The sequence below is a fragment of the Paraglaciecola sp. genome (genome assembly GCF_039942875.1).
In the GTDB taxonomy this organism is placed as follows: domain Bacteria; phylum Pseudomonadota; class Gammaproteobacteria; order Enterobacterales; family Alteromonadaceae; genus Paraglaciecola.
On the sequence record NZ_JBDVBQ010000027.1, the window covers coordinates 99,141 to 113,777 of the forward strand.

Here is a 14,637-nt window from a genome sequence, read left to right on the forward strand (position 1 = left end):
ATACTGCTTTTGTTTGCCCTGCCAATCCGTGCGGTCAAAAAGTAAACAGTATTCTTGTGTTTGTAAAAGGCATAAATAAATAAGTATGAAGAAGAACTTGTTTTCTATTCATTTTGTCGATATATGTTAAAAAGCATTTTAAAGAGGCAGGGACTAGCTTTAGACCCTCTTATTATTAAAAACCTATAAAAATCAAAGGTTAAAATCAATTTATGGCAAAATCATTGGTCATTGTCGAATCACCGGCAAAGGCAAAAACAATTAATAAATATCTCGGCAAAAATTTTATTGTTAAATCTAGTGTCGGACACGTTAGGGATCTTCCTCATAAGGCTGTTGGGAAAGTTGCGCCTAAAAAACCAGCAAAAGAATTAAAACTATTATCAGAAAAGAAACGTGAAAATTACCTTAGAGATTACGAATACAAAAAACTTGTAGATCGCATGGGTATCGATCCAAAACACGACTGGAAAGCTCATTACGATGTACTAGAAGGTAAAGAGAAAGTTGTAAATGAATTAAAAAAATTAGCTAAGAACGCCGATACCGTTTATCTCGCAACGGATTTGGATAGAGAAGGAGAAGCCATAGCGTGGCACCTTCGTGAACTCATTGATGAGCCAGGGAAAGAGTTCCAACGGGTTGTGTTTAATGAGATCACTCAAAATGCTATCCAAGAAGCGTTTGCTGCCCCAGGTGAGTTGAACATTGAACGGGTGAATGCTCAGCAAGCTAGACGCTTCTTAGACCGTATCGTGGGTTTTATGGTGTCGCCTTTGTTATGGAAGAAGGTCGCTAGGGGTCTATCTGCTGGGCGAGTGCAGTCAGTTGCTGTGAGGCTTGTGGTTGAACGAGAAAGAGAAATTAAAGCATTTGTTCCTGAGGAGTTCTGGGATGTGCATGCTGATCTAAATACAGCCCAAAAAGCCAAGCTGAAAATGCAAGTCGTAAAAGAAAACGGCGCGGCATTTAAACCCACCAACAAAGAGCAAACGGATAAAGCGGTAAAGTTTTTAGAGCAAGCTGACTATCAAGTTGCAAGTCGCGAATCTAGGCCTACTCAAAGTAAGCCCTCTGCACCGTTTATTACCTCAACTTTACAACAAGCGGCTAGTACTAGGTTGGGTTTTGGCGTCAAGAAAACCATGATGATGGCACAGCGTTTGTATGAAGCTGGTCACATTACTTATATGCGAACAGATTCTACCAATTTAAGTAAAGACGCAGTTGATAGCTGTCGTGATTATATTACCGATAACTTTGGCAATAAGTATTTGCCTGAGAATCCACTTAAATATGGAAGTAAAGAAGGGGCGCAAGAGGCCCATGAAGCGATTCGCCCTTCTAATGTTCTGGTGAAGTCAGAATCTTTAGGCGATGTTGAGCGAGATGCACAGCGTTTATATGAACTAATTTGGCGTCAATTTGTAGCTTGTCAAATGACACCTGCAAAATACGATGCAAGTACCATACGTGTTAAGGCTGGAGAATTTGAATTGACAGCCAAAGGCCGTGTTTTAAAATTTGATGGTTGGACCAAAGTTCAGAATCCTCAGCGTAAAAAAGGCGATGAAGATCTATTATTGCCAGATGTTAAAGAAGGCGAAAATTTAACGCTTAACGGCTTAGATCCCAAACAACATTTTACTAAACCCGTAGCACGATTTAATGAAGCGTCGTTAGTAAAAGAACTAGAGAAACGAGGTATTGGTCGCCCATCTACCTATGCCAGTATTATTTCAACGATTCAGGACAGAGGTTACGCCAGAATTGAAAATAAACGTTTCTATGCAGAGAAAATGGGTGAAATTGTTAATGACAGGTTATTGGAGAATTTCGATGATCTTATTAGTTACGACTTTACCGCGAATATGGAGCAACAGCTTGATGAAATAGCTGACGGAAATGCTTCTTGGAAAGGCGTGTTAAACGAATTTTACGAAGACTTTGAGCAGAAACTTCATATAGCAGAGAAAGCACCTGAAGAAGGCGGAATGCGCTTAAATCAAGCTGTTCCCACCGATATAGAATGCCCTAAGTGTGGCCGTCCTATGAATGTACGTACCGCCAGTACAGGGGTGTTTTTAGGATGTTCAGGCTACAACCTGCCGCCGAAAGAGAGATGTACTGGCACCAGAAACCTTACTTCTGGTGATGAAGTCGTTAAGGTCGATGATGAAGAAGAGTTAGAAACTGAAGCATTGCGTTCTAAACGTCGTTGTAATTTATGTGGTACTGCTATGGATAGTTATTTAGTTGATGAAACTAGAAAACTGCATGTATGTGGTAACACACCAACCTGTGAAGGCGTTGAGGTTGAATCGGGCACCTTTAAAATTAAAGGATATGAAGGTCCAATTATAGAGTGCGATAAATGTCAATCTGACATGGAGCTAAAAAGTGGGCGCTTTGGTAAGTATTTTGGGTGTACTAACGAAGACTGTAAAAATACTCGTAAATTACTCAGAAATGGTGAAGCTGCGCCACCTAAAGAAGATCCAACAGATTTACCTGAATTACCTTGTGTTAAATCAGATGCTCACTTTGTATTGCGAGATGGTGCCTCGGGTATATTTTTGGCGGCCCATAACTTCCCTAAATCTAGAGAGACTCGTGCACCACAAGTGGCTGAGTTAGCACGATTTAGAGACAGAATATCACCTAAGTTTTATTATTTAGCGGATGCTCCAGATAAAGATCCAGATGGTAACCCTACTATTGTTCGATATAGTCGTAAGACGAAGCAACAATATGTGATGTCTGAAAATGAAGAAGGTAAAGCAACTGGCTGGTCTGCTTGGTGTACCGACGGAAAATGGCAAGTAGAAGATAAACGTAAGAAACCTAAAAAGTAAGCTTGGTTTTCTGCGATAAACAACATGGCAGTACCCTAGGGTGCTGCCATATTTTTATAACTTTGTTAATAATGGCAATTAGATATGGCCCTATCTCTTCAAGAACAATTACTCAAGGCTGGTTTAGCTGACAAGAAAAAAGCAAAACAGGTTCGACAACAAAAACACAAACAAGCTATTGCTAAAAAGAATAACAAACAAATAGTAGAAACTAACGAAGCAAAACTTTCCGCTGAAAAGTTAATTGAAGCCAAAAAAGCAAAAGACCGCGAGCTTAATCAAAAGGCCAAACAAGAGGCCGATAAAAAAGCTGTGGTTGCGCAAATAAAACAATTAATAGAGGTGAACAAACAACCTAAGTTTGCCGGTAAAAGTGGTGAAGACTTAGTGTGTAACTTTACTGATGGTACTTTGATAAAGCGCATGTATGTAAGTCAAGCCACGCACAAACAAATCACTCAAGGTAAGCTTGCCATAGTTAAGCTAAACGATGGTTATGAACTTGTGCCTATGCCCGTCGCTAATAAAATAGCAGAGCGAGATGAAAACGTAGTGGTATACCGAGCTGATATTATCAGTCAGCAAGACCAACAAGAAAGTGAAAATGATGATTGGTATGCGGATTATGAAATTCCAGATGATTTAAATTGGTAATTCAGCCTTCCAGTACCTTGTTTATGATGATGTTTGTATTACAGTGAAGTATCAAGAATGACCTAATTTAAGTGATTCTTTCAATGCTAAGGAAGCGATAGATGTTGATTAAACGGATTTTTATTATTTCATTAGTTTGTTGTGCTTTTTTGAGTACTTCTGTTTGCGCTAATAGTAAAGGCAGGATTGTGTTTTCTGCTCCCATTGAAAATAACAGTGCTAGGGTTATTTGTGAAGATAAATTAACCCGTGCTTTTAACCAAATAGGTTATAAATTTGAAGTGAGCTTAATGCCGGCTAAACGTGCCTTATTGATGTCGAACAATGGCACAACCAACGGAGAAGTTGCCCGGATAGGAGGGCTTGATAAAGACTATCCCAACTTGATTCAAGTTAACGAGTCTTGTTATAGCCACCTGGTGTATTTTTATGTTAAGTCAGGTAAAGAGTTCACTGTAGATGGGTGGGGAAGCATACCTGCTGATTACCTATTAGGTTATCGTAAAGGTATGAAATATATCGAATTTGCTTCTGAAAAATACCCATTTAAATTATATTCAATTGATAATTTAGACCAATCTTTGCAAATGTTAATGTTTGATAGAATTGACTTGCTAGTGGGGTCTACCAGTCTTTTTAAAGCCTTAAATAAACAAGCCGATATAAGCGGTGTTGTAAGGTTAGAGCCTGCCGTTGAGAAGCATATGTTTTATCCTTACATACATAAAAAGCATTCACACTTGCTCCCTGAATTAACTGTTAAGTTGGCTGAAGTTAATAGCCTATAAGTCAGTATTTAATATGACTGAGGTTTTCGCTTTAGATAACCTGATTACTTATCAGGTTATCTAACCTAAGATTTTACTATTTTTCTGCCTTTATTAGGCTGACAATTTTCCAATCTGGTTTAACTTTTACTTTCTGAAGTGATGTGTATATGTGCACGCGGCCCTTAGGTTCTACTGCACATAAAAGTACTAAACGACTGCCATATTCTTGTTCATAGTCTTCATAGGTAAACTCTTCTGAAATTTTAGTGGTTTTAATAACGCTACCCTTGGCAACATAACCTGCTAACTTACTGTAATTTACATCCTCTGAAAACAACACTAGCTTTTTAGCATAGGATTCTGAAAGTTGATGGCTGGCGAGTTTTTTTGATTCATCATTGCTTAAGCTGATTGCCGAGCCCTTACCAATTAAATGTTCAAAATGGTAGGTTATTAATGGGTTGAGCTGCTTGTAAGGGGATATGACTAATACCTTACCAAAGATAGATAAGTCTAAGGTTCTAGAGGCGTGGTCAGACATAGGATTGCCAAAATAGGTGGGAATGCCTTCCATGCGCGCATTGCTTATCGATTCCCAGTTTGTATCTGCTATGCTAACCCTAACATCGAGTTTTATTAATTCTTTAGCAAACATTCTAGCGAATAAGCCGCCTCCAAAGATTAGAAAACCATGTGGGGCAGGTGCCCTTTGTCCAAGCAGTTTCGCTACTCTCACTGAAGTCAAGCTTTGCACTACTACGGTTGCAATAATGACTAAAAAGACCATTGGCACTAACAAATCCACTTGGGCGTAATCTAAAGCTTCCAGTTTCAACGCAAATAGAGCCGATACCGCAGCTGCTACTATTCCCCTTGGGGCGATCCAACTTAATAGTGCTAACTCCCGCCATGTAAACTTGCTACCAATAGAAGAGATAAAAACAGAAATCGGCCTAGCGACAAACATTATGGCTAAGAGAACAATCACAGATCCCCAACCCAAGTTAAGTATGCTGCCAAGTTCAATCCTTGATGCAAGAAGAATAAACAAACCTGAAATTAATAGTACGCTCAGGGTTTCTTTAAACTCTAAAATACTTTCAACTTCAACCCGTTTCATATTGGCTAACCACATTCCCATAATCGTGACAGTTAACAAACCTGACTCATGTGCAATGAGATTAGAACCTTCAAATACCCCTAACATTAAGGTGAGTACGGCAGTATTCACTAGGTAGTGGGGGACTAGGTTATTTCGTAATACCAGCCCCATTAGGTAACCTGACAAAACTCCAAAGACGGTACCTACACCTATGGTTTTTGCAAAAGCAAAGAGGGTATGGGTCAAAGCATCTTGGGTGGATACTATGTATTCAAATACTAATACCGCTAACAAAGCACCAATAGGGTCGATAATAATGCCTTCCCATCTCAATATATTGGATATTTTGGAGCTGGGTCTAACTGTACGTAACATAGGAACTATCACTGTAGGGCCAGTTACTGTAACAATTGCGCCAAATAAGAACGCCATTTCCCAAGACATTCCAAGGGCATAATGCGCAACTGGGGCGGCGACTACCCAAGTAATTAACGCGCCTACTGTGCATAAATTTCGTACCATGGAGCCATGGCCACTTAAATCGTTAACTTTGAGGGTTAATGAACCTTCAAATAAAATAATTGCTACCGACAAAGAGACAATAGGAAATAACAAGTCACCCAGTAAAAGGTCGGCATTTAGTAGGCCCAATACCGGGCCCACAGTAATACCTACAATTAATAAAGGTAAAATGGCGGGTAATTTTATTTTATAGGCAAAAAATTGGCAGGCTATGGAAATAAGTCCCACTGCGACTAATGAAATGATAGGATCGCTCAAATTAAGTCCTCAATTAAAATAGTTAGGCGCTCAACTTGGGCGCCAGTTATAGTGATGTATGTTACAGAGTTCGTGGCAAACTAGTTTTTTTGATGGTTTTTAAAGAACTCCCAAATTAAATTAGTGGCATCTAATTGTTTTTCAGTGGTACCCAAACCGTATTCTAAAAATTTATCAGCTTGTGATGAACCAGGCCAAGTATGGCCAGCTATTGATGATTTGTAGAATAATATATCTGCACCATCATCGCAGCCTGAATATCGCTGCTCCAGTATAGTATCTGAATATTTTTGGATATTAGTCTCGGTGCATTGGTTGTTTTTTACCCATTTACTTAAAGCTTCATCAAAACCCATCTTCCAATAGACGGGGGAGTCGTGTTGTAGTTTGTAATGATTAATGGTGTCTTTTTCACCGTGAAAACTTATTATTGGCACACCATGACTAGGTTTGCAGGCATCTGGAAACCTTAACCCAGCAACGGGTGCTATAGCAGCTATTGTGTCAGGAATTGCACATGCTAGTCTGCTAGACATTCTTGCTCCACCTGAGAAGCCTGTCGCATAGATTTTATTCCCATCAATGTTGAAGGTTCGATTCAAGTGCTTGATTAAATGCGATACGAATATTACGTCATCAGGTCCCGGCTCATAGTCTACGTTCCACGTAATTGGCTCTCCGTCATTACGAGTAAATAATGCCAAGGGAGATACCACTATAAATTGCTTCTGTTGACCTAATTTCTCGAACCTTGTTAAGACTTCTTGGTTAAAGGGGTCACTATTGGTGCCATGAAAATTAAGTACCAATGGGTAAGATGTTTGCGGATTATATTTTACAGGTATAAAAAGTCTGTAATAGCGTTTGTCAGCCTCAACCATAAGACTATGCAATGGTGCTTGGGCCGATTTTGAAAGCGCACAAAAAAGGCTAACAACAATAAAAAGCGAACTAGATATTAGTTATTTCCACTGATTTCTAAATCCATGTAATCCTTAGCAAATTAGATTATGTAGAATGCAGTGTCATTTTACTAGGTGATAGTAAACTGTACTAAATCTTTAACAGCTAAATGTTAACTGGCACTTTTTAAAACTTCCTAGGAGAGGCACCTTAAGGGTATGCTTATGGTGCCTGTAACTCACTAATTAGGTGGTTTAGCCACCTCAAACCTAAATGAGCTTACAATATACAGATACTATTTAACTGACTTCAATTCAGAAATTTCTTGGTTTAGTTGATATTTTTTGTCGGTTACTATGGCTTCTAGTACTTCTAATCTAGTTTTAACCGCCTTTAATTCATTTTTTAAATTTTCTTTTTCAGAATCATTCAAGCTCGCACTTAATTTAGCCATGTCTTTTTTATGGGTGCTCCAAGTCCCGTAAATAACTATGGGTAACACAAAAGCGAATAAAATAATTAATACAAAAATCATCCCAATATCCATACAAAATTCCTAACGTTTATAAATTATCTTACAAATACTCTGCATAGTGTGCGTCATATTTTAAATGTGCAATATAAACAAGTGGTTAGATTGTTTTTAAGGTTTTTTGCAGATAATAAATCTGTCAAACTCACTAATGTTTAGTCAAAGTAACTATAAATTTATCTGGCAGTCCACCCCCCATCAATGACTAATGCTTGAGCCGTGATGTTTTTAGCAGCTCCTGTTAATAAAAAAGCAGTTAATGCGCCGAGTTCCTCTATATCAATAAATGACTTTTTAGGCATTGGCGCTAACATAATTTTATCAACCACTTCTTGCTGACTTATGCCATTTTCAATCGCTTGGGCTGCTATCTGGTTTTCAACTAAAGGGGTTTTCACATATGCAGGGCATAGTGTATTCACTGTTACATCACAATCACCAGTTTCTAAGGCTAAGGTTTTAGAAAAGCCTAACAAGCCATGTTTTGCTGCAACATAAGCGGATTTAAAGGGGGAGGCGATAACAGAATGTACCGAGCCTATATTAATAATACGGCCATAGTTTTGTTGTCGCATTGCGGGTAATAACGCTTGGCTCAATAATGCTGGTGCAACTAACATTATATCTATCAACTGCTGCCACTTTTGTGGTGGAAAGTCTTCCAGTTTACTAACGTGTTGAATTCCAGCATTGTTAATCAATACATCTATTGTGATTGGCCCTAAGGTTTGGGGTAAAGAAGCAACGCTTATTGCATTAGTGACATCCAACTGAAGGGCAGTAGCTTTGATATTTTTTTTATGCAGTTTGAGTGAAGCTAATTCTGCCGCAGCTAAATTAATATCTGCAATAACAATATGATGACCTAAACGGCCTAAATGCTCCGCTATGCCAAAACCTATACCACTGGCTCCACCTGTTATGAGAATATTTCTGCTTTCCATGGCTATTCTCCTATCTTAATTTTAGAGGAAAATGACGTCACTATATTTTTAATAGCCATAACTTGTTGTCCTTTTTTTGTTGCGTATTTATCGTCAGTGTAGCCCCACCAATCCCAGCACCCTTGTGGATTTAAGGGCATAAATATTGAGTTCTTTGTTTGGGGGTATATGACAATTAGGTGATTGTTATCTGCCCAATTATTGATGCCGTTTTGGGTTATATATTGCGTACCTATGGTTTCTAGGTTTTGCTGGCAGCCATGAAAGTGAACATGAATATTGCACATTTCACCTTGTTGGCAAGTCTTCGGAATATAAGCAAAACCGTCTTTAGCCAATGACTGGGCAGAATCGCCTCCTAAACTATGCTGGTCGAATTGTTGTAGTTTGCCTGTTGTTTCAGTGACTCTCGGTGCTAATGAGCCGTATAAATAGCTCAACATTTCACCAGCTGCATCGTAGTTGCAGTTACCAATAAATGGAGGCTCAGAAACATCACATTTTGTGCCGTTTGCTAGTGTAGGAAAGTGATGCCCAAAAGGCTGGTCTGTAATAAATTTGAGGTGTGCTTCATTTAACCAGTTTTGATATTGAGTAAATAAAGCTTGGTTTACCTCAGGGGCAATGGTTTTATCTTTGATACCTCTTAATAACCACACCTTGCTATTTGCTATATTTTCAAGAGGATCAATATCGCCACTTTGAGCATAGTTATTGGCTTGGTGAAAAAGGTGTTTGTTAGTGGTTTCTGTACTTTTATTAACACATTTTTCAAGGGCTTCTTTAATACTATTGTTGGCACAATAATAGGGGCCAGCGGCGATAATTCCTACTTTATCAACCCACTTAGAATGGGCTATATGAAATTGATTCGCCATGTATCCACCGCTAGATAAACCAGACACTGCAATTTTCTGCGTGTCCAAGTTTAACTGTGCTGCATCTAGGTTTGTGATGACAGAAACTAAACTGCCAAGTATTAATAAGCTTGTTTTTATCATAGTTAATCTCTAGTTAGGTGCCACTATTGCTCTATAAAGTTTTTTATTTTTAGGGCTTTTTCTGTAATAGCTGATACCCCATTTAAATGTCCTAAATTACCTGTCAATGTTTCAAGTTCACTTGTCTTACCTAGCTCTTTTAGGCTTTGGTGTGCTTCTACACTAAGGTAAGGCATGAGCAATAAGTCATTCGCTGAAGGTAAAAATAATGTCTTAGCTTTAATTTCTGAGAGTGATTTATTCAAATTATTTTTGTGCCCAGCTATAAATAATTGAGAAGCTCTCGCAAGATAGAGTAGGTGGTTGGCGTCAAAGGTTTTCGCTCTTGTGGTGGCCCGGGTTCTTAACCATTGTACGATTCTATGAGAGTCTAATATCGAAGCCAATGATTTGGCCTCTAGGGGCCGATGGTTTACTGATGATGAACCGCCCACTTCATTAATAAACTCTGGTGTCAGTGCATCTTGAGTAATAAACATCAGCGCGGCTATTAAGCCTTCTGTTGGCGGGGTTTGGTCGTAGTAGTCACCATTATTCCAAGCTGGGTCGAGCTTTATTGGGATAGTCCATCGCTCTATAAGTGCTGTCGTCCAAGCATCAGTTTGTGCATTACCAATTACAGATATCATCCTTGGGACCCATTTAGGGTAAGTTGCTGCCCAGTCTATAGCCTGCATAGAGCCCATAGATGCACCTATTACAGTATGTAATTTTTCAATCCCTAAACTTTCAAGCACTAATTTTTGTATATTCACAAAGTCTCTGATGGTTACAACCGGAAAAGTAAGGCCGTAGGGTTTGTCAGTGTCAGGGTTCAGGGTCGCGGGACCTGTGGTAATTACATGTTCATTGTAAACACCTAAATTAGCTAAACTATCCACACTAATAACAAAATATTTATTGGTATCAATTGCCTTGTTTGGCCCAATTAGGTTATCCCAATAACCCGCTTGGGGATCGTCTTCTGAGTATTTTCCTGCTGCGTGAGAATTCGCTGAAAAGTAATGGGTTATTAATATAGCGTTATCTTTATTAGCATTTAACTTTCCATAACTCTCCCAACCAACTGCTACTTTTTTAATTTCTTGTTGGTTAAACGTTTTGAAATTTTCGGTCTCAAAACGTTGTTTAATTACAAGTGGCGTAGTCTCGGCAATAGCAATAAAGCTAGTAAGGTAGATAAATAATGAAAGCTTGATAACGAAAAATATGAATTGCATAAAAATTATGTTCCTAAAAAAGTTAAACAAAACTGAAAATGGCAATCGCAAGGGCGACGCCGCATAAAGGAACAACAACGGTTAGCGCCCCCAATGGCCAATACGCCCTTTGGTGTGTTTCGTGGCAAATTGCCCTTATGGTTGTAACAACATAACCATTATGAGGCAATGAATCTAATGCTCCTGACGAAATGGCTACAATACGATGTAATTCTTCGGGGTCGACACCTTGGTCAACATAGTGAGGAGCTATGAGAGGTAGAGCAATGACTTGTCCGCCGGATGCAGAGCCTGTTAATCCAGCGATAACACTTATGGCTATAGCCGCTCCTATTAATTCGTTACCGGGAATATGGGTCATAACCTCCACTGCAGATTGAAATGCTGTGGTTGATTTCGCTATGCTGCCAAAGCCCACGACTGCTGCGGTATTCCCTATAGCGATAAGTGCACCAGTGGTGCCTGCCGTTATGGCATGTTGTACATTATTAAAATAGTTGCGATTGACTAGCATAAGGCATAACACACCGCCACCTAAGGCCACAATCAATGCCATTTGCTGCAAGTGTGTATGTAGAATAAATGATAAAACTAATACCACCAGTAACGGTAATATACCTGTAAATGGGTGTGGGTAATCTCGCGTCTTAGTTATAGGATCATGGTCTCGTACTTCAAAACATTCGCCATTGGCTACCGCTTTGTTAAGCATGCGCCGTATCCACCAAAAACCGAAGCTAGCCATAAATATAGCTACCACTAAGCTCACTTCCCAGCCAGCAAAAGGTGAGGTGCCTAGGTATTTAATAGGGATCCAATTTTGAATTTCAGGTGAGCCAGCAGATGTCATAGTAAATGTGACTGAACCAAAAGCCAAAGTTGCCGGTATGAATCGCCTAGGCAAATTAGCATCTTTAAATAAACTAACAGCCATAGGGTATACAGAGAAAGCCACCACAAAAACACTCACTCCACCGTAGGTTAAAACCGCGCAAGCTATTACAACTGCTAATACGGCTTGTTTTCGCCCTAACTTATTAATGATCCATTGAGATAAAGCATCAGCTGCACCGGTATCTTCCATAAATTTCCCGAAGAGTGAACCGAGTAAGAACATGAAGAACCAAGCAGCGATAAAAGCAGAAAATCCCTGCATGTAGGTTTCAATAAAATTATGTTCACCTATGAAGACAGGTAAACCGCTGGTTATCGTAACCAACAAAGCACAAAGTGGCGCCGCTATAAATAAATTCATTCCACGAATAGTTAGAACTATAAGTAGTAATAATCCACCTATTAGGCCAATTAAACTAAGCATATGTTATGTTTCCTTAAAATTGAGTCTGAGACCGCAGACCAACAGAAAGGATGAGTTGAAGTGTGTGTCAAAGGGTGAGAAAAGCCCATAGTACTATGGTACTAAGGACGAATTGATTGTTCTGGATTAAGGTAATTAAGACCGCAGCATACAGAGCAATATAAAACTGATATCCGAGGACACAATGAAAATTATAAATAACACATCCCGTATTACAGACACTAAACAGCTATTCAATCAATCACTTTGCGCTATGGCCGTAGGCGCCATAATTAGTACAAATGTCTATGCTCAACAGGACAATGTTGGTCTAGAGCGTATTGAGGTAACGGCTCGAAAAACGACAGAAAGTCTACAAGAAGTACCAATTGCAGTGACATCGATTGGCGAAATGGAATTGAATGCTTTAGGGATTGCGGTGATCACCGAAATTCAACAATTTTCACCAAATACAACTCTACAAAATAGTCGAGGCACCAACTCTACCTTAACGGCTTTCATTCGTGGTGTGGGGCAGCAAGACCCGCTATGGGGATATGAACCAGGAGTGGGTATCTATGTGGATGATGTATACGTTGCTCGTCCTCAAGGAGCCGTATTAGATTTACTTGATGTAGAACGAATTGAAGTCCTAAGAGGGCCGCAAGGTTCACTTTATGGCAAAAATACAATTGGCGGAGCCATAAAATACGTCACTAAAGAAATGTCAGGTGACACCGCTTTTAATATGTCGGGGACTATTGGGAGTTACGCTCAACGTGATATTAAGGTTACCGGTCAAATACCTGTTATTGAAGATAAGTTATATGTAGGCCTTGGCTATGCCAATCTAAATCGAGATGGCTTTGGTCAGTATTTGGAGTCAGACTTACCCAATCAAGACTTAGAAAATTACAATAAAGACCTGTGGGCTGCTAGGTTCAATGTTGAGTTTCATGCTACTGATGATTTATTTTTCAGAGTACGGTGGGATAAAACAGAGGACACATCTAATTCTAAAGGGGGGTATCGTTTATTACCCAGCCGTTTAACTGACGCCCCTGTTCCTAATAGTGTGTTCGATTCTTACACCAGCTTACCAACATTTAATAGTGTTGAGCTAGACGGCTATAGTTGGTTAGCCCAATATGATGTATTAGAAGCACTACAAGTAAAATATATAGGCTCCCACAGAGAGAGCTATTCGGCTACAAACATAGATTTTGATAGTACTGCTTTAGATATCTTTGATGTTCCGGCTGAATATGACGATAGTAATGATACACATGAGGTTAACCTGAGTTATGGCGTAGATGGTTTGTCTTTCGTCGCGGGGGTGTACTTTTATGATGGAGAGTCATGCGGCAATTTTGATGCTATTTTAGGATTTTTAGGTAGGGCTGCATTTGCCACACCAGGTCTTACTAGAGAAGTTTCTGGGTGTAATAATAGTGAAAGCCAAGCAGTGTATGGGCAAAGTAGTTTCGATGTGTCAGATAAACTGTCTATGTCAGTTGGCCTTCGTTATACCAAAGAAGAAAAGTCAGCTACTGTAAATAATGGCCTTATTTTTGATAATGTTTACCCTTATTCTGACTGGATCCCGGGATATGTAAGACCAGAGGGTGACATAGTGCCACAAGTTTTAGGGACAGATAGTAACAATGATGGCGTGTTAGATGCCCCTGCAAAAGACGACTGGTCAAGGTTAACCCCTAGTTTCAGTGTTGAATACCAATATGCTAAAAACATTATGTTTTACGCCAGTTATGCTCAGGGTTTTAAATCAGGAACATTCAATCCTAGGGCGACCATAAATGAGCCGTCAGTGGACCCTGAAGTGGTTGATTCATTTGAAGTTGGGATGAAAAGTGACTGGAATGACAACCTAAGGGCTAATGTCACTTTGTTTGCGTTAGACCACAAAGACCGTCAATATATTTCTGTGCTGCCCGTCAGTTCTCCTGAAGACTTACAGCAGATATTGGGGAATGTGGGTAGTTCAACAGGTCAAGGGGTAGAAGCTGAGTTTACCTATGCAGCGACTGACGACCTAACTTTTGATATTGCTCTAGGTTATATTGATGCTGAATTTAGTGAAGTGATACAAGAAACGGTAGATGGACCTGTCGATATTTCTGACGCATTTGCCATTGCTAACACACCAGAGTACACCGCAAATTTCGCCGCAAATTATGTATGGTCTTCTGATATTGGCGATCTAGTATTCAGTGCTAATTACTATTACCGAGATGATTACACCATTACTGAAACCGCAAATAGCTTAATTACACAAGATGGGTACGGTCTACTGAACATGAGTGTATCTTGGACCAGTGTTGAAGGTGATTGGTATGGAGGTATACACGCTAAAAACCTCACGGATGAAGAATATGTTGTAGGTGGCTATCAATTTGTGACTGAAAATTCCGACGACCCTACAGGTTATACCGCAGGTACCGGCGGAGATAACACCTTGATTGGTTATTATGGCGATCCATTAACAATCAGCTTAACGGTAGGATATAGGTTTTAATTCAAGTATTTTATATATAGGCAGCTTCGGCTGCCTTTTTTAT

The 14,637-nt window shown here is 39.5% G+C and carries 11 protein-coding genes; 4 read left to right on the top strand and 7 right to left on the bottom strand.

Annotated features, from left to right (window positions below):
* Positions 1 to 212 precede the first annotated feature (212 nt).
* The 3 genes from topA (at position 213) to ABJE44_RS10680 (ending at position 4,297) form a co-directional block, all read left to right on the top strand.
* Positions 213 to 2,855: a type I DNA topoisomerase gene (gene topA / locus ABJE44_RS10670; protein ID WP_348110715.1), complete on the top strand. Its 2,643-nt coding sequence runs from the start codon at positions 213 to 215 to the stop codon at positions 2,853 to 2,855.
* 84 nt (positions 2,856 to 2,939) lie between these two features.
* Positions 2,940 to 3,509 (top strand): DUF2058 domain-containing protein, encoded by a 570-nt coding sequence (locus ABJE44_RS10675; RefSeq protein WP_348110716.1) that lies wholly within the window; start codon positions 2,940 to 2,942, stop codon positions 3,507 to 3,509.
* A 101-nt stretch (positions 3,510 to 3,610) separates the two neighbouring features.
* Complete coding sequence (locus ABJE44_RS10680; protein ID WP_348110717.1) at positions 3,611 to 4,297, top strand: hypothetical protein; 687 nt, start codon at positions 3,611 to 3,613, stop codon at positions 4,295 to 4,297.
* 76 nt (positions 4,298 to 4,373) lie between these two features.
* Here the strand turns inward: ABJE44_RS10680 and ABJE44_RS10685 are convergent, their stop codons facing one another.
* From ABJE44_RS10685 to ABJE44_RS10715, 7 genes are all read right to left on the bottom strand, one after another.
* Positions 4,374 to 6,161 carry a sodium:proton antiporter gene (locus ABJE44_RS10685; RefSeq protein WP_348110718.1) on the bottom strand — a complete coding sequence of 596 codons (1,788 nt, stop codon included), beginning with the start codon at positions 6,159 to 6,161 and terminating at the stop codon, positions 4,374 to 4,376.
* A gap of 80 nt (positions 6,162 to 6,241) precedes the next feature.
* Positions 6,242 to 7,042, bottom strand: coding sequence for a PHB depolymerase family esterase (locus tag ABJE44_RS10690; protein WP_348110719.1), 801 nt, complete (start codon positions 7,040 to 7,042; stop codon positions 6,242 to 6,244).
* Positions 7,043 to 7,359: 317 nt separating this feature from the next.
* Positions 7,360 to 7,611 carry a hypothetical protein gene (locus ABJE44_RS10695; protein ID WP_348110720.1) on the bottom strand — a complete coding sequence of 84 codons (252 nt, stop codon included), beginning with the start codon at positions 7,609 to 7,611 and terminating at the stop codon, positions 7,360 to 7,362.
* A gap of 161 nt (positions 7,612 to 7,772) precedes the next feature.
* On the bottom strand, positions 7,773 to 8,540 hold the full coding sequence (locus ABJE44_RS10700; RefSeq protein WP_348110721.1) for a 3-hydroxybutyrate dehydrogenase: 768 nt from the start codon (positions 8,538 to 8,540) through the stop codon (positions 7,773 to 7,775).
* Between the two features lie 2 nt (positions 8,541 to 8,542).
* Positions 8,543 to 9,541 (bottom strand): PHB depolymerase family esterase, encoded by a 999-nt coding sequence (locus ABJE44_RS10705; RefSeq protein ID WP_348110722.1) that lies wholly within the window; start codon positions 9,539 to 9,541, stop codon positions 8,543 to 8,545.
* A 23-nt stretch (positions 9,542 to 9,564) separates the two neighbouring features.
* Entirely contained in the window at positions 9,565 to 10,761 is a 1,197-nt protein-coding gene (locus ABJE44_RS10710) for a homoserine O-acetyltransferase (protein WP_348110723.1), read from the bottom strand.
* Between the two features lie 22 nt (positions 10,762 to 10,783).
* Positions 10,784 to 12,079 (bottom strand): SLC13 family permease, encoded by a 1,296-nt coding sequence (locus tag ABJE44_RS10715; protein WP_348110724.1) that lies wholly within the window; start codon positions 12,077 to 12,079, stop codon positions 10,784 to 10,786.
* A gap of 184 nt (positions 12,080 to 12,263) precedes the next feature.
* Between ABJE44_RS10715 and ABJE44_RS10720 the strand changes: the two genes are divergently transcribed.
* Entirely contained in the window at positions 12,264 to 14,594 is a 2,331-nt protein-coding gene (locus ABJE44_RS10720) for a TonB-dependent receptor (protein WP_348110725.1), read from the top strand.
* The last annotated feature ends 43 nt before the right edge of the window (positions 14,595 to 14,637 follow it).